The organism is Fluviicola taffensis DSM 16823, assembly GCF_000194605.1.
GTDB classification, from domain to species: Bacteria; Bacteroidota; Bacteroidia; order Flavobacteriales_D; family Crocinitomicaceae; genus Fluviicola; species Fluviicola taffensis.
The window spans coordinates 3,906,183-3,926,615 of the sequence record NC_015321.1 but is presented as its reverse complement, the minus strand read 5'-3'; the positions used below and the strand labels follow the sequence as shown (position 1 = coordinate 3,926,615).

Here is a 20,433-nt window from a genome sequence, read left to right as displayed (position 1 = left end):
TAGGTAATGTTATGATGAGAAAATTAATCAAAAAAAAAGGTTCTGAATAAATTCAGAACCTTTTTTTGAAAACATATTGAATATTAGTTCATTCTCAATTCTTCCATTTGTTTTTGGAATTCACCACCTTTAGCGTTAGCAGCATCTACAGCTTTACCAACACCTAAGTGCATAGTTACTGTCCAGATAAGTGCTACGATACCGATTACTAAACCAGCGATAGCCAAACCTTTTTTACCACCTGTTTTACCTAACTTCATCATACCCATTGCTGACATGATTACAGCTGCTAAACACAAAACGATCCAGAAATAACCTAAGCCCATTCCTGATTTTTGTCCCATACCTGCAGCTAAAACTGCTGCCGCTGTGATGATAGCATAAACTAACCATCCAAACATGAATCCAACTAATGCAAGGATAAACCCTGTTACTGCTAAACCTTTACCTTGTGGTTTTGTTGTTGTTGTGTCTAAATTTTCTGACATAATTATAAATTTTTGAGTTACGGCACGAAAATAATATCTTTATTGTTAGATTCAACCCCATTGTTAAAAAAAGTGAATTTTTTTTTATTGAACTGTTTTAGTTAACAAGTCTTTTTTCCGTGCTATACATCAGTATTTCAAGGATTAATGGCAACTAAATAAGCAATAATTGAATTTTAAAAAAAATGTTGTTAACAATTGAACCACACATTTGGATGTTGAATTTAAATACAAATAGCGCTATTTTTGTTTTATTTATAAAAATTGGTAATGAAAAAAATAATATTCTTATTCGCAATCTTGACAATTATATCTGGAAATGGATGTAAAAAGAAGAATCTAACTTATAAAATCAATGGAACGGTTATAGATTCATCGCTCAACACACCGCTTTCAAATGCAGAAATTACAATTTCAACCACTTCAATTTCAAATCCTGCTGAAGAAGTAAAAGCGACACTGACAACAGACGCTAATGGCTATTTTGAATATGAACTCCAAAGAGAAAAAATTCAAAATGTCCGTATATCCGTTAATAAAATGAATTACTTTTCAGACGGCACCCTAACAACATTAGACAACCTTTCTTTAGATAATGACAATGTATTCAATTATAATGTCTACGCTAAAAGCTGGGTTCGACTTCATTTTGTGAGCGATGGAACAAAAGATTTGAAATATTATAAATTAACAGGAAAAAATAACTGCGAAGAATGTTGTCCAACTGGTGAAATGCACATGGTTAACGCAGTGGATAGCTCTGTCATTTGTATCAATAATGGAAATAGCCCCTACAAAATTTATTATGAAGTTGTTGGAGGATCAAATCACGGAGAAATGGAAGTTATCACTGCTCCATTCCAAACGACTGAAATATTAATCAACTATTAAATTACAAATACAAGAAAAATATCTCGAAAAGTTAAATTCTATTATCCAAATTGGATTCAGAACTAAGCTCTTCCCTCTTCTTCCAATTGTTCAATCTCGTCAAACTTCATGCGAATTTCCTGACGTAGTTGACGATTGTAAGTTTCCATCAAATACTTAAAGTAGTTTGGAGTGCTTTTGGCAATACATTTGGTATACAATTTCAAACGGTGTTCGATGTGATCTTGCAAAGCATCAACTGTCTGAATAGCATCATCCAAATCTTTTATTTTCCGAATGACACCTTCGCAGTGATTTGCTAACGATAAATCAACCGCCAACTTTCCTTTCTCACCTTTTTCCAAACACTCATAGTACACATCGCGAATACTGAACTCCTCTAGAAAGCTTGTATCAACCAACTGTTCCATGTGACGCGGAAACTCGAATTCAACTTCAAACTCTAAGTCATCGTCTTCACTCAAGCGAGATTCCAGAAAACGATCTGGGAACTTGAATGCATCTTGCCAATTGATATAATCTTGCCACAACCCGAAACGTCTCACGTTGTTTCCTAAATCAATTAACTTAAACTTTGATTTATTAGGCAGACGACGAGAGCCACGTCCAATCATTTGGTGATATAAAGTCAATGAGCGAGTAGCACGATTCAAAATAATCGTTTCTACCGTTGGCTCATCAAATCCAGTTGTCAAAATCCCTACAGAAGTTAAGATTGCATCTTTAGTGGTTTTAAACCAATGTAAAACATCTTTTCTGTCTTTATCTGAGAATGTGGAATCTAAGTGACGAATTTTGTATCCTCTTTTCTTAAATGTTTCTTCCACACGCAAAGAAGTTTCAATTCCAGAGTTGAAAATCAACGTTTTATCTCCAACAGCCACTTCTTCGTAAGCAAACAAGAGTTTTTCCTGCATGAAGTAATTTCCATAAACTGTTTCAGAAGAACTTACGGTAAAATCTCCGTTTGTTCCAATTTTCAGTCCATGTAAATTCACATCGTAAGTAAATGTCTCTGCATCCGATAAATAGCCTCCTTGAATTAAAGACGCTATGCTTTCTCCAACCAACAACTTATTGTAATGATCGTTGAGTGGCAAAGCTTTATTAGAGCTCAGTGGCGTTGCAGTTACCCCCAAAATATTCGCTCCAGAGTAATACTGAAAAATCTTTCTGAAACTGTTGTAATGCGCCTCATCGACAATCACCAAACCAACACCGTCAACAAAATTCTCATTTTCCTGCAAACGGTTATTCAGTGTTTCAACCATTGCGATATAACACGGATGATGCTCTTCGTCTATCAAACTCTTCACATCACTGGAAATAACTTTATTGGAAATTCCGAGTGCATTCAATTGTTTGGAGGTTTGAACAGATAATTCAATGCGATGAGTTAGAATCAATACCTTTTTTTGGTAACGTTCAATATAACTCTTTGCGACTTCAGAAAATATCACCGTTTTTCCACCGCCAGTAGGCAATTGAAACAACAAATTGTAGTCTGAACCGTTTTTATCCAGTTCGTCAATAATGGCATTTACAGTTTTCTCCTGAAATGGATATAATTTCTTTGCTTGAAACAGCTCTTCGTCGATCATTTACTAAAAAAAGGGGTTACAAAAGTACGGTTCTTTTAAGGATTTCCCAACACGCAATCAGAATATTCTCATTATTTTATATAAATATCTCATTATTTGGCATCTACAAAAACTCAATCAGTCTTTAAACGTGATTTTCATGGAATTATTGGTAGATACACTAAAATCAATCATTGGAACGTTTTAATAAATAGCTATTGGTCTGGCATATTAATTGTTTAACTTAAAAAAAAACAACAGTCATGAACACAAAGAACAGCAAAAACAAAAAAGGAAACGCTTCAAAAAGTTTTGATAGAGCGTTGCTACACTTGGGAATCCATTATCCAGTTCAAGCTATCACAGTCAAAAAGGCTTAGAGGCATCTTTAATTAGAAATCAAATCCACCACCACCATTTTCAGGTGTTTTCTTTTCTTCTTTTAGATTTGTTTTCCCGAATCGATAGCGAACACTTAAAATCAATCGTCGGGTTTCCCATTTAAACTCGGTTGACTGATAAACGGATGGTTGATCCACTTGGAAACTAAATCCTTGCGTATTGAAAATATCAGTTACTCTCAATCCAATTCCCCATTTTCCATCAAACAATGATTTGTCTGCAGAAAAATCAACAGAACCTCTTGGCTGCATCGTTCCTTGAGCGGTAACTGAAGGAGCACTGTATCTGAAATTCACTTGCAGAGTCAGTGTTTTCTTCAATAAATCAAGTGTTGAACTAAATTTCATTCCAAAAACAAATCCTTCTCTATTCCAATTTGTCGTTGTATTGTCATCCGTATATTTGATGTAATTTCCATTGAAAGAAATCATGTTTCTCCAAATTGGAAAAGGTTTGTACTGCAAAATAACCTCTCCTCCAGAATTGACAGAATTATCGATATTCGCATAAGTTCCTCTGGAAGTTCCATCTTCATAGAATACCTTCACCCTCTGAATAACACTAGATGTATAGCGTTGATACAGGGAAAAAGCAAGGACAACTTGTTTTGAATTATACTCCAATCCCAAATCGATTGAATGAATGTTTTCTGGTTTTAATGCTGGGTTTCCACTGCGCAAATTATACGGATCGGCATAAGACGTGAATGGATTTAAATTATCAAAATTAGGTCTGTTAATTCGTTTGCTATATCCCAAAGACAGTTCTGTTGATTTAGACACCGAATAGCGAATTGTAGCTGATGGGAACAAGTTAAAGTATTCATTGCGAAAACTTTCATTTTTCGAAACCAAATTGGGAGCTTGAATACTGTATTCGAAGCGAAGTCCAGCTTGGTATTTGAATTTTTTATACTGCCCAGCAATAATTCCGTAAGCAGAGTAAATACTTTCCAAGTACTTGTAATTAAAGATTGCAGAGGTATCAGGCATGTAAACCCCGGTTGAATCTTTCGACTCATAATTCGAATTCAAAATCATATTTCGTTGAATCATTTTTAAGCCACTTTCAACTCTGAATTTTGATTTAAAAGCTCGCACAAAATCCAATGAAACTGTGGTGAAATCATTTGAATTATTGCTAAATAAATGTTGATCAATAGCTGCAGAATCTGATGGAATAGTAAATGTTTGCTGATAAAATCCTTCGTCTGTTCCATTTGAAAGTGATTCATAAACATTGACATCTAAGGAACCTTTATCATCCTTAAAATTCCATTTATAACCCAATGAAAAATCAATGTTTTTACTCAAAGTCGGATCGCTAGTAACTCGATTCCATTGTGCTGAAGTATCTGCAAAATTATCGTTTCTTATATTGTTTTGATTTCCAGTTCTTCTTCTATCAGCAGCATTTCCAGAAATACTCCACGACAATGTATTTCGATCCTTTAGGTAAATATCCATTCCAACTCTGGCAGTGTGCGTAATATTAATATCACCGCCAACTCTTCGCTGAATCAAACTTAGCGTTGTATCACCTTTGAATTGATTTAACTCTGAATAATTGTTCCGGTAACCATCTTTGTATGAAAATGCATAATTTCCATATAAATTGAATTTAGTATTTCGTAAATTCAGTGATGCAGAAGCTGTCCCTAAATTTCCTGTTCCTACAGTTGCAGCAACATTTCCGTTTATTCCACGCTTCACATTCTTCTTTAAAACAATATTGATAATTCCAGAAGTTCCATCAGGATCGTATTTTGCAGACGGATTTGTGACAATTTCTATTCGTTCAATACTACTTGCTGGAATACCTTCCAAAACACTTTTACCGTTTCCACCGCTCATATTACTTGGTTTTCCGTCGATAAGAATTGTCACATTTGCATCACCTCTCAAAGAAATTCCACCATCTTGATCCACTTCAACCGATGGAACATTATTCAAAACATCTGTAACTGTTCCACCTGTAACTGAAATATCATCTCCAACATTGTAAACTTTCTTTTCGATTCCAAGTTGCAATTGGTTTTTCTCCGTTTGAATAACCACTTCATCCAACAAATTATTGATACTTACCAATGAAATCGCGCCTACTTTTCTAAGTGGTTTTTCTGCAGAAAGTTGAATATTTCGGATGGTTTTCGTTATATAATCTGGATTTGTAACCACCAAGTAATAATTTCCATACTTCACTTCTTCCAATACAAACGAACCATTTTCATCGGTATAAATTCCTGTTGCGACTTGAGAAGTTTCTACGCTAAATAAACGAATCATCGTATACTCAAGAGGAGTTTTACTCAGTGAATCTAAAACACGACCATCAATAGATCCGAAACCACTAACTGTTTGAGAAAATGAAAAAAAGCTGAGAGCTAAAAAAAATAAAAAAAGCGTAAAGCGCATAAAATTGTAGAAATATGGTACAAAAGTACTGTAATAAGGTCAGCTCAGGAGTCTCTCCATCTAAAACAATGTTAAGATTTTATTGAAACAAATGATTGCTAAATGTTTAACAGCAAGAATGGAAAATCACAAAGAATGCTCATATAGATAAAAATACTTTACATTCTCAGGCCTTTTCGGGGGAAATCAATGAGTGATTATCCGCGTAGTTTATCGAGTAAATTACTCAAAACCTCTGCTTCTTCTTCCGTTAAATTCCCTGTAAAATCAAGATCCGATTGATTGTCATCATCAATTTGTTTTAGGATATTCAATCCTGCCTCAGAAATTGACACATAGACCACTCTTCTATCAGAATCACAACGAACACGTTCTATTAATCCCTTTTCGATTAATTTATCCATCAATCGTGTGGTATTTGGAGACTTTTCCACCATTCGTTCTTTCACAGCATTTACACTGATTACCTCTTTAGCTCCTCGAAGAATTCTCAAAATATTGAATTGTGGCATTGACAAATCAAATTTTGACATGTACGTATTTTGAATATTACCTAGATAATTTGAAGTATAACGTAGATTCACCACGGCTTTATGCTTAGAATTTTTAAATTTCGATTGGATAACCTGTCCTATTTCCATGCTACAAATTTAATTACCGTGGTATTATTTACAAACTTTATTTAGTTAATTTTTACTATTTAATGATAGAACCAATTAAAATCCGTTGGTTTCAAGTCTCCTTCAAACACAAACTCCAATCGATGCGTACCTGGAAGTAAATGCAAAAAATTCTGATCCATGAAGACTACCCCTATTTTTGAAGTAAACCAAAAATCTAGCAGTATTGTTTCATTTTCGATGAGAACGACTCCTTTTCCAGAAGCTGTATCGAGTGATTCGACAGTTACTTTAGGAGCAATGCCAACAATTGCTTTTCCTGGAAATAATTCATGAACAAAGATCCGACTGCACATTTTTCCTGTTTCATCTTTCCAATTGAATTGAATAGCAAAATCAACTTTCTTATACTTCTCTAATTCTTGTGGAAATAATTCAACAGAATGCGGATATGCAAGTGTTTGATGGCATCTTAAAGTATCCAAAATCCTTCCTTGAAAATCACTCACTTGAGCTTCTATTTCGCATAAAAATCCAGTTGGGATATCTGAAATAAGTACAAACTTTTCCTTACCAAGTGTATCAATTCGTGCAGCAATTGTTACATCTTTAAAATCGTTTTTCACTTGATATTGCAAGGCTTTCCATCTCCCAAAATAATCGATACTACTCCATGTTGGAGCTGGCCAACAATCATTGAATTGCCAATAAATCGTTCCTGCACATCTTGGATAAGTTGTTCTATGTGCAACAACCGCAATCCCAACAGCCTTAGCTTGAGTCAATTGAGAAAAATATACAAACCGCTGGAAATCATCTGTTTTACCATAAAGTAAATTCGAATGTTTGGCAATCATTCCGTTTCCGACATAGCTTTTCTGGTGCTTCTTCATCACTGGACTATCTAATTTCCAATCCGTTGGGTTACTAAACGAAGAAAGAGTTGCTAATTCTGGAAAAGACTGAAAACCATATTCAGCATTGAAACGCCCCGATTTTCTACCGAAATCCTCAATTGGATCTTTTCCATGCCAAACTCCCCAATAATGTTGGGTTCCATGATTGTAATACTCATCATTTCCCCAATTGCTCAACGGTGAAGTATGTTCGTAAGGAATATTTGTTATTCTTTTGATTGTTTCAGGAATTAATTCTTTAAAAAGCTTCTGATAATAAACTCCAATCAACGCTTCGTCCTTACTTGAAAGATTATAAGTACTTTGAAATCCCCAATTTTTCCAAGCTACGTCTACTTCATTATTTCCATTAAACAACGTTAAAGAAGCATGAGAAGCCAGCCGGGGTATTTGCTGTTGAATCTCCTCTTGAACGTTCTTCAAAAACTCATCGGTTCCAGGATACATCGCACATGCAAACATGAAATCTTCCCAAACCATTAATCCGCCTTCGTCACAGGCTTCTAAAAAAGATTCTCTAGGATAAAATCCACCACCCCAAATGCGTACCATGTTGAAATTACACTCCAACATGGTTTTCACAGCATTTTTTAACTTTTGATCCGTAATTCGAGCTGGGAAAATATCATCCGGAATATAATCTGCTCCTTTACAGAAAATTGGTCGATTGTTTACTTTTAACTGAAAAGAAGTTCCCCATTGGTCTTTTTCCTGAACCAATTCCACTTTTTTCACTCCAAACCGGATATCTTTTTCGAAGATAATTTCTCCTTTTTCATTTTTCAAAAGCCAGTGATCTTGATATAAAAAAGCTTCTCCTTGACCTCTTGGCCACCATAATTTCGGATTTTCAAGTGTTTCTGTCCGTTTGAGCACCTTATTTTGACTTTTCAACACTTGCAAGCCAAACAGATTACTTTCCCAAGTAAAAGATTCTGAGCTTTCTTTGGCCAAAATCAGTGAAAATTCAGAAGTTGCCTTTTCATCAGAAACAGCAAGCGTATTGGAATAATTTGAAACAACTTTATTAGAAGAGAAAATGGCTACTCTAACTGGCTCCCAAAATCCCATGGTAAGAATACGTAGCGACCAATCCCAACCAAACTGATACTGAGGTTTTCTACAATGTGGCGCCACTTGCGTTTTTCCAACATCATTTGGAGCAGGCAATGTAACTCCAACCTTCCCCATTCTCGGCTTTTGATACATGACAGGCGGAGTAAAAACCACTTTCAGTTTATTTTTCCCAACGATTATCTTGTCTTGAACATCGAAACGATAGTTTACAAAAGAATTATTGGTTTCAGCTACGAATTTTCCATTCAAAAAAATGGAAGCATACGTATCGATACTTGGGAATTCTAATTCAACGAATTGGTTGAAATCTGCTTCTGTTAGAAGAAATTCAGACTCTAAAATCCATTGATAGTTTTCAACCCAAGCAAATTTATCTTCATTCATCCCAACAAAAGGATCCGGAAGTTCTTTTGCGGTAATCAATGCTTCCTGAACAGAACCTTTTTCACCCATCGGCATCCATTTTTTTGAAATTGGATGTTGCACTTTCCACGATAAATTCATTTGACCAAACAGATTTATTGCCAACGAGAAGAAAATACTAATCAGAATAAATTTTACCATTTTCTATCGAACGGTGTATCAATCATTTCGTCTTTATTAGCAGTTTTCAACGCATAATTAAATCCATTGTAAACCGAAAAACCACCTACTTCACCTTTTGTATTTATAGCGATAAATGCACATTGCAAACCACTCATATCCTTATGTTTACGAATCAATCTTTCAACTATTTCTTTACATGCTTGCTCGGGAGATTTTCCCTGTCGCATCAATTCCACAACAGCATGCGAACCAGAGATTCGAATGATTGATTCACCCAAACCCGTTGCAACAGCACCACCAACCTCTTGATCTACAAATAATCCAGAGCCAATAATAGGAGAATCTCCCAAACGACCAGGTAATTTATAAGCCCAACCAGAAGTCGTACAAGCTCCACTAATTCGACCTTGTGAATCAATTGCTAAAAGTCCAATTGTATCATGATTCTCATGATTAATTGCAGGTTTTTTGGCAATCTCGGCTTGTTCTTTCTTCCATTTCTCCCACTCCTTTTTCACTTCAGGGAGTGGTGTTTTAATGGTTTCAAACTTATTTTTTAACGCATATTTTTTCGCTCCAGCACCAACAAGCATCACGTGTGGTGTATTTTGCATAATGTGTTTTGCTACAGAAATCGGATGAGCAATTCCTTCCAAACAGCCTACAGAACCACAATTTGATTCCCAATCCATGATACAAGCATCCAAGGTTACGTGTCCTTCACGATCCGGCATTCCACCAATCCCAACACTTCTGTTAGTTACATCGCTTTCCGTATGTCTTGCTCCTGCTTCCACCGCATCCAAAGAAGATCCTCCAGCTTCAAGTTTCAACCATCCAGCACGGTTTGCATCTTGCCCATGACTCCAAGTGGAAATCATTTTTGCTTCTCCAGTATAATGCGAAAAGGAAGGTTCAGAAATTGGTTCCTCACTTGCAAAACTTGGTTTTACAATAGACGCAGCTAAACCAACTGCTCCTAACTTCACAAAAGATCTGCGCTCCATACACTTAGTTATTAGCGAGTTCAGAGGACAACCAAGTTTGAAATTCCGTTGCATATTTCGCATGATCAGCATAATCTTTCGCGAAATTGTGCAATCCATCATAGTTGGGTTGGGCACACATGTACAAATAATCGTTTTTATCTGGATTCAAAACGGCATCAACTACTCCAGTTGGAGGCATTGAAATAGGTCCTGGAGGCAATCCATTGTACAAATAGGTGTTATACGGACAATCTTTATTTCGATGTTCGTAAGTCAAGCGTTGAACTCCTTTCAATTGATCTCCCCAGCAAAATTTGAATGTTGGATCTGATTGCAATTTCATCCCTGTATTCAAGCGATTTAAGTACAAGCGGGCGATAACTGGCCATTCAGATGCATTTTTTGATTGTTCACCATAAACAATGGAAGCCAAAGTAACAGCTTGAGAAGGAGATTTCAAGCCTACTTCATTCAATTTCGCCATTCTTTCCGAGGTCCAGAAATTTTTAAATTCTTTCGCCATACGATCCAAAAATGCTTCTTTATCAGTATCGTAATACATTCTGTAAGAATTTGGCATAAACAACGCGGGAATTTGCTCAACAGTAAATCCATATTTGTTCAACGTTTCCGAATCCAAAATATAATCTTCCAATTCAGTACTATCAACCATGATTGATTCAGATACTTTTACACACAAATCATGAATCGTTTTACAATTATTGAATGTAACCACAACTTCCACTTCAAAACTCCCGCTTTTTAAAGAGTTCAGCAAGTCTCGATAGGATGTGTGAGCAGGAAACGCATACATCCCAGGTTCAATATTCTCTACAGTAACCTTCTTGTTTTTTGCCATTGAAAGAAAAGCATCTGTATTAGATATAACACCTGCTTTTTCCAATGATTTTGCAATTCCGTCTAGTGATTGGCGATTATCGATTACTACCCGAGCCTCTTTGTCATTGGAAGTTTTCTTGAAATAAATCATTAAAGGCGTCCAACCGAAAACCAGTGCAACTCCAATCAACATAACCACAACAGCTGCGAATACTACTTTTTTGTTTCTTTTCTTTCCAGACATTTCTGATATAAAATTTCGTCCAACCAAATACCTTTCTCTAGGTACCATTCTTTTCTTAGGCCTACTCTTAAAAAACCAGCTTTTTCAAACAAACCAACACTTGCTAAATTGTCGCTATGAATAGAACAATGGATGTTGTGTAATGCTAAAATTTGAGTAGCGTAATTTTCTAATAGTACTAATGCTTCAAAAGCAAATCCATGATTCTTATTGTCCTCATCCGCAATTAAAATTCCAACTGCAGCCCGAAGGTGTTTAAAATCCACTTGATATAAGTCAATCGCTCCAATTGGCTCTCGGGTCCCAACAACACAAATCATCATTCTCAATTGACCATGTGTGCGAATATGTTGCGCCTGATCAATGTATTCAAGAATAGATGAAAATGAAAATGGAACTTCTGTCCCCGTTATCTTCCAATGTTTGGGGTTATTTTCCCAAAGCATCAACTTGGTAGCGTCCTCTTTTTCAACAGCACGCAAGAAAACGGATTTACCAGTTAAACTCATTAATTACTCCTTTTTAGTTGCTTTAAAAGCGTTCAAATGTAAGTCAAAAACTGCTTATTTAAATGGAAGGAATTTGAATTCTTTCAACAAGTTACTAAGAGTTAATTAAAATGTCGAATTCCTAATTCAAATGAATGGAATCTTTTCAATTAAATACAATTGAATGATTTCACCTACTTTGACGTAATTCCGCAATATTACGTCAGTAACTTTAGATAAATAAATATAAAAACATGTAAATAAGATAGTTAAACCCAAATATCAATCCAAAAATTACTCAAATTACTCATTCAGAGTATCAATCCGATTTAAAATATCGTCCATCGAATAAGCCTTGATCCCAGTATAATTTTCAGGCAAATTCAAACCATTTACTTGATTAATCAGTTTTTTAGATTCCAAATAGACCAAAAGATCCGATAATTGATTTACCTGATTCCCTAAATTCATAACCTCTCTTATTGGGTGCAAACAAGTAATTCCATCAATTGCTTTTTCGTAGCTTGAAAAAACAATTTGTGGATTCAATGGAACGATTTCTTTCGGAATTTCCACCAAAACCAAAGGAATAGCAGATCTCTTCGCTTTTTTCAGCATTGAAGTAGTTAACAACTGTTCTGATTTTCGATAGGTCAAGCTGAAATAATCTTTTCCAACCGAAATTCCAATGTGTGGCGGAATTTTATCGGCATTCCAAATCCAAATAACTGTTTTTTGGAGAAGTTGTTCGGGAAGCTCTCTATGAATTGATTTAAAGTCAAATTTAGACATTGGTTTCTCCTTTAAAAACAACTTCAGCTGGACCAATGAGCCAAATATTCGTGAATTTGGAATTTTCTCGAGTGAATCGAACCGCGAGGTTTCCTCCTTGAGATTTCACGGCATACTCAAACTCACCAACAATCAGATTTTTCTCTCCTAGAGCAATTGCTGCAGCTGTAACACCGGTTCCGCAACTCAATGTTTCATCTTCCACCCCACGTTCATAGGTTTTAATCTCAAAAGAATGAGAATCTAACTGATGAATGGCATTTACATTGATTCCTTCTTGTTTGTAGGTATCTGAATACCGGATTTGCTTTCCGTAGGAAACAATATCAAAATCAGCTACATTCTCCGTGAAATGAATGAAATGTGGGGAACCCGTATTCAAAACAAATTCTTTATGAGATACATCAATTTCCGACACATCATTCATTTTTAAGAAAACCAACGAACCCTTTTTCACCGCTTCGTGTACTCCGTCAATAGCCATGAAAGAAACGTGATCCTTTATAATCCCTAATTCATGGGCAAATGCAACCGAACATCGCGCCCCATTTCCGCAAAAACTTTTCGACCCATCCGAATTGTAATAGTCCACTTCGAAATCGTATCCTGAAATTGAATTGATTTTTATCAAACCATCCGCACCAACACCAAATCTCCGATCACATAACTTTTGAATCGTAGAAATAGATAAATCATCCCACTCTCCCGATCGGTTATCAATCATCACAAAATCGTTTCCTGTGCCTTGATATTTTACAAAAAATAGACTCATATATCCTTTGCTACGATTGAGTTACAAGCTTTTTATGCTTAACAATCTTTAACAGCACAAAAGTAACAATCATCGATTGATAACTGTTATAATTGTATAGAAATTTAGCATAAACTAATTTAATATCATGAGCAACACATTAAAATTCTTAGGATTAGGAATTGTTGGCGGTATGATTCCATTCGCCTTCGGCTTCCTTTTAAAGTCAACTTACGAAGAGCCGTTATCAGAGCAAGTTATCGACGGCAACAGACTAGCAAAAACCGTTTCATACAACGGGATGCCTGCGGAAGGCGCTTCATTTGTTGAAGCATCAGAAAATACGATTAACTCAGTAGTTCACGTCACCACCAAAGTAGTTCGAACACAGGTTCAACGAGATCCATTCTACGAATTCTTTTACGGCCCTGGAACTGGTGGTCGTGAATTCAAACAATATGGAAGCGGATCTGGATCTGGAGTAATCGTTTCCAGTGATGGGTACATCGTAACCAATAACCACGTTATTCAAGATGCATCTGAAATTGAAGTCATTCTCAACGACAATTCAAAATACACAGCAACAGTGATTGGAACAGATCCTTCCACTGACATTGCAGTATTAAAAATTGATGCTCCAGGTTTAAAACCAATTGGAATTGGAAATAGCGACGATTTAAGAGTTGGTGAATGGGTTCTTGCAGTTGGAAATCCGTTTAACTTAACATCCACTGTAACCGCTGGTATCGTCAGTGCAAAAGCGAGAAACATCAACTTACTATCTGACAGAACAAGAAACACCAATGTTCCTATTGAATCCTTTATTCAAACAGATGCAGCGGTAAATCCAGGGAATTCTGGAGGAGCTTTGGTAAATACAAAAGGTGACTTGGTTGGAATTAACACAGCGATTGCTTCACAAACAGGTTCTTATTCCGGATACAGCTTTGCTATTCCAGTAAACCTAGTAAATAAAGTAATGCGCGACATTATTGACTTCGGAATTGTTCAAAGAGCTTATTTAGGAGTTCAAATTGCAGACATCAACCAAGAAATAAAAGAGAAAAACAGCTTACCTTCTACAAAAGGAGTTTTCATTTCTTCTGTTACAGATGAGGGTGGATCAGACAAAGCTGGAGTGAAGAAAAACTGGGTTATTTTAAAAGTTGGAACCAAAGAAGTGAACTCTGTAGCTGCATTGCAAGAAGAAATCGGAAAACGCAGACCTGGTGATAAAGTGAACCTTACGTTACGCACAGAAGATGGAAACGAAGTAATTAAAGAAGTTCTTTTGAGATCAGCAGACGGAGAAACATCCTTGAAGTCGAAAGAAGAAATGAGCAAAACAACTGCACTTGGTGGAACTTTTATAGAATTAACTTCCAAAGAGAAAAAAGAATTAAACGTCAGCCTCGGAGTGAAAGTAAAAACATTGGAACCAGGAAAATTAAAATCGAGCGGACTTTCCGAGGGAGATATCATTACGAAGGTCAATCAAACACAGATTGAATCTGTAGAGCAACTCACCCGACTTCTAACCAACACAAAAGGTGGAATTTTGTTGGAGATTGTTTCAGAAAGCGGTAAGAAAGAATACGTCGGATTCGGTTTATAAACCTCAAATCCGTTCAAAAGGTTTAAATGTTCAAAGTCCCGATAGCTATCGGAATGAAATTCATTAGCAATTAATTTTGAACTTTTTAACCCTTGAACTTTTTTGAACTTTCGCCGCGAAAGTGCCGTAATTCGGGATGGAATATAAAATAATTGTTAAGGCATGGTTTTTGAGAGGTGAAAATCTCTTGAAAATCTGCCTTTTTTATTTGGAAATCACTTGTATTTCGTCGTAACTTTGCACCCAGATTTTCATTAATCGTTATAAAACGAAGTTCATTACATGAGACAACTTAAGATTACAAAATCGATTACCAATCGTGAGAGCCAGTCATTAGACAAGTATCTTCAAGACATTGGTAAAGAAGAGCTAATCACCGCCGAAGAAGAAGTAGAATTGGCGCGTAAAATCAAACAAGGCGATCAAAGAGCATTAGAGAAGTTAACTCGTGCCAACTTACGTTTCGTCGTGTCTGTAGCAAAACAGTATCAAAATCAAGGATTAACATTGCCCGATCTTATTAACGAAGGGAATTTAGGTTTGATCAAAGCTGCACAGAAATTTGATGAGACGCGTGGTTTCAAATTCATTTCTTACGCTGTATGGTGGATTCGTCAATCTATCTTACAAGCTTTAGCAGAACAAGCTCGTATTGTACGTTTACCATTAAACCAAGTTGGTTCATTAAACAAAATCAACAAGGCATTTTCAAGATTGGAACAAGAATTCGAAAGACCTCCTTCAGCAGAAGAATTAGCAGAGGCTTTGGAAGTTCCAGAGGATAAAATCAAAGAAAGCTTAAATGTTTCAGGTCGTCACGTATCTATGGATGCTCCTCTTTCTTCATCTGAAGACGGTGGTACATTGATGGATGTTATGGCAAACGCTGATTCACCAAAAGCTGACCATGCGCTAATGGCAGAGTCACTTCAAAAAGAAATCGAACGTTCTTTAAGTACATTAACGGACAAAGAGCGTGAAATCATTCGTTTATTCTTCGGAATTGGAATGAATCACGGTTTGACTCTAGAAGAGATTGGTGCTAAGTTTAATTTAACACGCGAGCGTGTTCGACAAATTAAGGAGAAGGCGATTAGACGTCTTCGACACACCTCTCGAAATAAGTTATTGAAAGCATATTTAGGATAAGAAAAAAGGCTGTCTGCTAACGCGGGCGGCCTTTTTTGCTTTACACACATGTATCTCGTTGAAAATAATAAACATAAATAAATACACCCGTTAGATGGAAGCTGCATTAGGCTATGAAAAAGAGTTAAACATGCACGTTCAGAAAGAACGCGCTGCTGTGAAATTGTCAAGTCACGTTGGTGAGTTACTTTACGACAAAGGAATTGAATTGGTTTTGTTCCGTAATCACCTTACAGACATTACGATTTCAGAAATTCTAAACTTGCATGAATATGCAAAGAATGTTGTGAAGAAACCAATTGACATTGAAACGACAGCTGCTTTAGCTGAAGAATTGTTGAAAATGGATTTGGCTCCTGCTAAAATCGACATCGGTAAGTTATCTAGTGAATGGATTGCTGAAGGAACATCTTTCGATTCAAAAGCTGCTTTTTTAGGAGCGAAATTAGGTAAATTCTCTAGTGCTTCAGGATCTGTTGAGCCAAGGGATGTCGTTTTATATGGGTTTGGTCGTATTGGTCGTTTGGCAGCTCGTGAGTTGATCAAACAAGCCGGTAAAGGTCAACAATTGCGTTTACGTGCAATCGTTACGCGTGGTGCAAGTGACAAGGACATCGTTAAGCGTGCTGCTTTATTGCGTTCTGATTCTGTTCACGGTGCTTTCAGAGGAAGTGTTGTGGAAGATTTGGAAAACAAAACTTTAATCATCAACGGACAAATTGTTCACATGATTGATGCTTCCAATCCTGAAGATGTAGATTACACGAAATACGGAATCAACAACGCATTAGTAATTGACAACACAGGTGTATACACCAATCGTGAAGCTTTATCGAAGCATTTAGCAGCTAAAGGAGTTTCCAAAGTATTGTTGACTGCTCCTGGTAAAGAAATTCCAAATGTTGTTTACGGGATCAACCAAGGTGATTTAGATGTTGAGAATGAAACGATTTATTCTGCAGCTTCTTGTACAACCAATGCAATCTCCCCTATTTTAAAAGTTGTCAATGACGCTTTTGGAATCGTGAAAGGACATATTGAAACAGTTCACGCATACACAAATGACCAAAACTTGTTGGACAACATGCACAAATCTTCACGTAGAGGACGTTCTGCTGCTATCAATATGGTTATTACTTCTACTGGAGCTGGAGCTGCTGTAACGAAAGTTATTCCAAACTTAAAAGATAAATTGACCGCTAATGCAGTTCGTGTACCAACTCCAAATGGTTCATTGGCAATTCTTTCTTTGGAATTACAAAAAGGAACAACAATCGAAGATGTCAATAACGTAGTTCGTGCTGCTTCTTTGGAAGGCGATTTAGTCAATCAGATTTTCTATTCGTACGATCCAGAATTGGTTTCTAGCGATATTATTGGAAATACCTGTTGTTCTGTGTATGACTCGCATGCTACTATCGTTTCTTTAGACGGAAAAAATGTGGTGTTATATACTTGGTACGACAACGAATTTGGTTACACGAAACAAGTAATTCGTTTGGCTAAACACATTACAAAAGTTCAACGTTTGATTTATTATTAATAGTCAAATCAAATTTGAAATATATTGATAAAAGGATTCTTCGGGATCCTTTTTTTTATTTTCTTTTATTTTTTATTGCAACATTATTGCATTTAACTATATTTGCAACACAATTGCATTAAAAACTATTTCGATGACACGAATTCTCGTATTGGTATGTATCTGTTTATCCTCTCAAACGCTTTTCTCACAAGTTCTGCATGGAACAGTGATCGATGAGCATTCCAAACAAATCATTGCAGAAGCTTCTATTGGAATTGAAGAACATGAAATTCATGTAACGACAGATGCTGAAGGGAAATTCCAACTGAATCTGAAAAACATGCCACAACTTTTTCATCTAGTTGTAAGAGCACCTCATTATGATTTACTGCGAGTAGAACTAATTAAAAGTAAAACAGATACTTCCATCGTGATTTTATTACACGAACAGCACTTTGAACTGGAAGAGGTGGAAATCAAATCCAGCTACGGACAAACAGCAAATCAGGTCGTTTCTCATGTGGAAGTAAGAAAATTATCAACATTAAATGGAATTCCTCAAAGCTCTTTGGGTGATGCATTGGCAACGATTCCTGGAGTTTATAATTCTTCTACAGGAACTGGAATCTACAAACCCATTATCCGCGGATTGAGTGGAAGTCGAGTAATTACTTACCTGAACGGAATTCGACTGGAAAACCAGCAATGGGGCGGTGATCATGGGTTAGGAATCACAGAAATAGGAATAGACCAAGTAGAAGTTATCAAAGGCCCATCAAGTTTGCTCTACGGAGCAGATGCTTTGGGAGGGATTCTTTACTTTTCAGATGAAAAATATGCACATCTGAACAAGACTACATTTATGCTTCAAAGTCGTTTTGAATCCAATTCACTCCTCACTTCCAATACCGTAGGATTTAAAACCAGTACCAAAAAACTTCGATTAGCTGTTTATGGTGGCTACAATTCCGCTGCAGATTATCAGACTCCAGATGGATTGTATGTAAAAAACACCCGTTACAATCAAAAAATGGCGCGCATATCTGCTGGCTTCGGTCGGAAAAATTACACGTCCAATATTCGCTATTCCCTTTTGATGATGGATGTGGGAATTCCAGGGCATTCACACGACTCAATTCCTGATCCTGCCGACTTCTACGGAACTAAAGCTGTACGTGAAAAGGGACTTCCTTATCAACACATTTTCAATCAGATAATCTCTTGGGAAAATAAATTTTTCTTCAAAAAACACGAATTTCAAGTCCTGCTGGGAAATACCCACAATCAACTTCAAGAATACGAAGAAAAAGTAACTATTCCAGGGATGTTTCTTCAATTGAACACCACTTCTTATCAAGTCAAGCACAAAGTTACTTTAAGAAATCAACTAGAATTGATCAGTGGAGTTCAGGGAATGGTGCAATTAAATAAAAACAATCCCGACGCAGAGGAAATCTTGATTCCAAATGCAACAACGATGGATAATGGAATTTACACAGTCTTAAATGGTACTGTCAAAAAAACAACCTTTCAATTGGGATTGCGCATGGATGTGCGGCATTTAAAAGTTCAGGATGATAGTATTCAATTCAATAACTGGTATCCGGGATTTACTTATTCGGCTGGAATTGTTCAACGTTTCAAGAACAGCAAATTACGCATCAATCTTTCATCTGGCTTCCGAGCGCCACACAGTTCAGAATTACTGGCAAACGGTGTACATCACGGAACCATGCGATTTGAAATTGGCAACAGAGACTTAAAAACAGAGCAGGCGAATCAGATTGATTTGACTTATGAATATGACAACGAACACATTAGTTTCATCGTTAATCCGTTCTATAGCTATATTCAACACTTCATTTACATCGAGCCATCCGACAGCTTTGCAGAATCACTTCCTGTTTATTATTACAAAAGCGCCACTTCTGCACAGCTTTATGGAATTGATGCTGGAATCCACCTTCATCCACATTTCGCTCACGGACTTCATTTAGAATCGACCTACTCTTTGGTCTATGGAATTATCAATAACAATTATTCCATGCCGCTAGTTCCTCCTGGAAGAATTCAAACGAATTTACGTTTTGCATTTAACTCGAAAAGAGCGTTTAAATTTGATGAAATCATTATTCAACACGCATATTATTTCCCTCAAAACAACGTATTTAACTACGAAACTAGAACGGTCGATTATCATGTTCTTGATGCAGGACTGAAGTTTTCATTCACACAAAGTAAATCTGTTTGGGGACTACAGGCTGGAGTGAAAAATTGTCTGAATACACGTTATGTCCCACATATTTCTAGATTAAAAACATTTGATATTCCTTCCCCTGGAATTAATGGATATATAGTAATCACATATAATTTAAAGTAAATGAAAAAAGCAACATTACTAGTTGGAATCGCACTATTCTTGGGTGCCGTATCTTGTAAGAAAAAAGAATGTCATGACTGTCATTATGAAAACGTTCAGAATGAAGAAGTGGAGTTAGGAAACAAGTGTGGTGACGATTTAGAAAACCTAGAAAAAAACGGATATTCTGACGGAACTCAAACATACGAAGTTCATTGTCACGAACATTAAATAGTAAGGGAGCCTGAGGGTTCCCTTATTTTTTCAATCCGTTTTGCTTCAAACACTTCATCACTTTCTTATCGTGTTTCGCTCTTTCTTCTGGAGTTGTATTCGGAGTGGTCAAAAGTTCTTTGCACTTGTTATCGACAACTTCCCATCGAGCCATTAATTTTTCTTCTTGTTTTGCGCTAGTTGTCCCTTTTTCAAAGGCATCATTAATGGAATCATTGGCAACTACACAGGTACAAAAATCCCATTGTTCACCGTACTTTTTAACAATCTTTTCGTGATTTTCCTTATTTTCTACCGCAACTGATTTCTTTTCTGTAGCAGTATCCTTCAAAGCAGTTGTCAAATCATCTGCTTTAGCAACAGTATCTATATTAGATTCTATTTCACATTCCTTACATTCTTCATTGGAGCTGCAAGAAATGATTAGTAGACTAAGAGATAAAAACAATAGAAACGAACTTTTTTTCATAAGGCTGAATTACAGACAAATGTATAAATAATGATGGAAATTG

The 20,433-nt window shown here is 36.3% G+C and carries 17 protein-coding genes; 6 read left to right on the top strand and 11 right to left on the bottom strand.

The genetic code is table 11. The annotated features are described in order from the left end of the window. Positions 1-83 precede the first annotated feature (83 nt). A complete protein-coding gene (locus tag FLUTA_RS17085; RefSeq protein WP_013688157.1) occupies positions 84-488 on the bottom strand; it encodes a hypothetical protein in 405 nt (134 codons plus the stop codon). Between the two features lie 270 nt (positions 489-758). On the opposite strand from FLUTA_RS17085, the gene FLUTA_RS17080 reads away from it, so the two are divergent. Continuing rightward, complete coding sequence (locus FLUTA_RS17080) at positions 759-1,379, top strand: carboxypeptidase-like regulatory domain-containing protein (protein WP_013688156.1); 621 nt, start codon at positions 759-761, stop codon at positions 1,377-1,379. A 62-nt stretch (positions 1,380-1,441) separates the two neighbouring features. On the opposite strand, the gene FLUTA_RS17075 is transcribed toward FLUTA_RS17080, so the two are convergent. The 9 genes from FLUTA_RS17075 to dapF all read right to left on the bottom strand — a co-directional run bounded on the left by FLUTA_RS17075 (position 1,442) and on the right by dapF (position 13,060). Further along, a complete protein-coding gene (locus FLUTA_RS17075) occupies positions 1,442-2,980 on the bottom strand; it encodes a DEAD/DEAH box helicase (protein WP_013688155.1) in 1,539 nt (512 codons plus the stop codon). A gap of 371 nt (positions 2,981-3,351) precedes the next feature. Next, positions 3,352-5,775, bottom strand: coding sequence for a TonB-dependent receptor domain-containing protein (locus FLUTA_RS17070; protein ID WP_013688153.1), 2,424 nt, complete (start codon positions 5,773-5,775; stop codon positions 3,352-3,354). A gap of 197 nt (positions 5,776-5,972) precedes the next feature. Next, positions 5,973-6,308: a MarR family winged helix-turn-helix transcriptional regulator gene (locus tag FLUTA_RS17065; protein WP_342630447.1), complete on the bottom strand. Its 336-nt coding sequence runs from the start codon at positions 6,306-6,308 to the stop codon at positions 5,973-5,975. A gap of 167 nt (positions 6,309-6,475) precedes the next feature. Beyond that, the gene (locus tag FLUTA_RS17060) at positions 6,476-8,953 is read right to left on the bottom strand and encodes a glycoside hydrolase family 2 protein (protein ID WP_043023906.1); all 2,478 of its coding nucleotides are present in this window, start codon (positions 8,951-8,953) and stop codon (positions 6,476-6,478) included. Next, positions 8,947-9,942, bottom strand: a complete 996-nt coding sequence (locus FLUTA_RS17055) for a glycosylasparaginase (RefSeq protein ID WP_013688150.1) — start codon at positions 9,940-9,942, stop codon at positions 8,947-8,949. The genes FLUTA_RS17060 and FLUTA_RS17055 overlap by 7 nt, the downstream gene beginning before the upstream one ends. A 4-nt stretch (positions 9,943-9,946) precedes the next feature. After that, entirely contained in the window at positions 9,947-11,008 is a 1,062-nt protein-coding gene (mltG, locus tag FLUTA_RS17050; RefSeq protein WP_013688149.1) for an endolytic transglycosylase MltG, read from the bottom strand. Beyond that, positions 10,978-11,517 carry a GNAT family N-acetyltransferase gene (locus tag FLUTA_RS17045; protein WP_013688148.1) on the bottom strand — a complete coding sequence of 180 codons (540 nt, stop codon included), beginning with the start codon at positions 11,515-11,517 and terminating at the stop codon, positions 10,978-10,980. The genes mltG and FLUTA_RS17045 overlap by 31 nt, the downstream gene beginning before the upstream one ends. Before the next feature lie 282 nt (positions 11,518-11,799). Further along, complete coding sequence (locus FLUTA_RS17040) at positions 11,800-12,288, bottom strand: hypothetical protein (RefSeq protein ID WP_013688147.1); 489 nt, start codon at positions 12,286-12,288, stop codon at positions 11,800-11,802. Beyond that, positions 12,281-13,060: a diaminopimelate epimerase gene (gene dapF, locus FLUTA_RS17035; RefSeq protein ID WP_013688146.1), complete on the bottom strand. Its 780-nt coding sequence runs from the start codon at positions 13,058-13,060 to the stop codon at positions 12,281-12,283. The genes FLUTA_RS17040 and dapF overlap by 8 nt, the downstream gene beginning before the upstream one ends. Before the next feature lie 127 nt (positions 13,061-13,187). Between dapF and FLUTA_RS17030 the strand changes: the two genes are divergently transcribed. The 5 genes from FLUTA_RS17030 to FLUTA_RS17010 all read left to right on the top strand — a co-directional run bounded on the left by FLUTA_RS17030 (position 13,188) and on the right by FLUTA_RS17010 (position 19,918). Continuing rightward, positions 13,188-14,654 (top strand): trypsin-like peptidase domain-containing protein, encoded by a 1,467-nt coding sequence (locus FLUTA_RS17030; protein ID WP_013688145.1) that lies wholly within the window; start codon positions 13,188-13,190, stop codon positions 14,652-14,654. 282 nt (positions 14,655-14,936) lie between these two features. Then, the gene (locus FLUTA_RS17025; protein ID WP_013688144.1) at positions 14,937-15,803 is read left to right on the top strand and encodes a sigma-70 family RNA polymerase sigma factor; all 867 of its coding nucleotides are present in this window, start codon (positions 14,937-14,939) and stop codon (positions 15,801-15,803) included. A 94-nt stretch (positions 15,804-15,897) separates the two neighbouring features. Beyond that, the gene (locus FLUTA_RS17020) at positions 15,898-17,346 is read left to right on the top strand and encodes a glyceraldehyde-3-phosphate dehydrogenase (RefSeq protein ID WP_013688143.1); all 1,449 of its coding nucleotides are present in this window, start codon (positions 15,898-15,900) and stop codon (positions 17,344-17,346) included. 133 nt (positions 17,347-17,479) lie between these two features. Beyond that, positions 17,480-19,708 (top strand): TonB-dependent receptor, encoded by a 2,229-nt coding sequence (locus FLUTA_RS17015; RefSeq protein WP_013688142.1) that lies wholly within the window; start codon positions 17,480-17,482, stop codon positions 19,706-19,708. Further along, on the top strand, positions 19,709-19,918 hold the full coding sequence (locus FLUTA_RS17010) for a hypothetical protein (protein WP_013688141.1): 210 nt from the start codon (positions 19,709-19,711) through the stop codon (positions 19,916-19,918). A 25-nt stretch (positions 19,919-19,943) separates the two neighbouring features. Here FLUTA_RS17010 and FLUTA_RS17005 read toward each other — a convergent pair whose 3' ends face one another. Beyond that, the gene (locus FLUTA_RS17005) at positions 19,944-20,390 is read right to left on the bottom strand and encodes a hypothetical protein (protein WP_013688140.1); all 447 of its coding nucleotides are present in this window, start codon (positions 20,388-20,390) and stop codon (positions 19,944-19,946) included. Between the last annotated feature and the right edge of the window lie 43 nt (positions 20,391-20,433).

Bases quoted from the DNA above. Each gene is read 5' to 3' on its own strand.
- FLUTA_RS17065 (WP_342630447.1), bottom strand. From the start codon at position 6,308: ATGTCAAAATTTGATTTGTCAATGCCACAATTCAATATTTTGAGAATT.
- dapF (WP_013688146.1), bottom strand. From the start codon at position 13,060: ATGAGTCTATTTTTTGTAAAATATCAAGGCACAGGAAACGATTTTGTG.
- FLUTA_RS17075 (WP_013688155.1), bottom strand. From the start codon at position 2,980: ATGATCGACGAAGAGCTGTTTCAAGCAAAGAAATTATATCCATTTCAG.
- FLUTA_RS17045 (WP_013688148.1), bottom strand. From the start codon at position 11,517: ATGAGTTTAACTGGTAAATCCGTTTTCTTGCGTGCTGTTGAAAAAGAG.
- FLUTA_RS17055 (WP_013688150.1), bottom strand. From the start codon at position 9,942: ATGGAGCGCAGATCTTTTGTGAAGTTAGGAGCAGTTGGTTTAGCTGCG.
- FLUTA_RS17070 (WP_013688153.1), bottom strand. From the start codon at position 5,775: ATGCGCTTTACGCTTTTTTTATTTTTTTTAGCTCTCAGCTTTTTTTCA.
- FLUTA_RS17005 (WP_013688140.1), bottom strand. From the start codon at position 20,390: ATGAAAAAAAGTTCGTTTCTATTGTTTTTATCTCTTAGTCTACTAATC.
- FLUTA_RS17025 (WP_013688144.1), top strand. From the start codon at position 14,937: ATGAGACAACTTAAGATTACAAAATCGATTACCAATCGTGAGAGCCAG.
- FLUTA_RS17085 (WP_013688157.1), bottom strand. From the start codon at position 488: ATGTCAGAAAATTTAGACACAACAACAACAAAACCACAAGGTAAAGGT.
- FLUTA_RS17040 (WP_013688147.1), bottom strand. From the start codon at position 12,288: ATGTCTAAATTTGACTTTAAATCAATTCATAGAGAGCTTCCCGAACAA.
- FLUTA_RS17080 (WP_013688156.1), top strand. From the start codon at position 759: ATGAAAAAAATAATATTCTTATTCGCAATCTTGACAATTATATCTGGA.
- FLUTA_RS17030 (WP_013688145.1), top strand. From the start codon at position 13,188: ATGAGCAACACATTAAAATTCTTAGGATTAGGAATTGTTGGCGGTATG.
- FLUTA_RS17015 (WP_013688142.1), top strand. From the start codon at position 17,480: ATGACACGAATTCTCGTATTGGTATGTATCTGTTTATCCTCTCAAACG.
- FLUTA_RS17020 (WP_013688143.1), top strand. From the start codon at position 15,898: ATGGAAGCTGCATTAGGCTATGAAAAAGAGTTAAACATGCACGTTCAG.
- FLUTA_RS17010 (WP_013688141.1), top strand. From the start codon at position 19,709: ATGAAAAAAGCAACATTACTAGTTGGAATCGCACTATTCTTGGGTGCC.
- mltG (WP_013688149.1), bottom strand. From the start codon at position 11,008: ATGTCTGGAAAGAAAAGAAACAAAAAAGTAGTATTCGCAGCTGTTGTG.
- FLUTA_RS17060 (WP_043023906.1), bottom strand. From the start codon at position 8,953: ATGGTAAAATTTATTCTGATTAGTATTTTCTTCTCGTTGGCAATAAAT.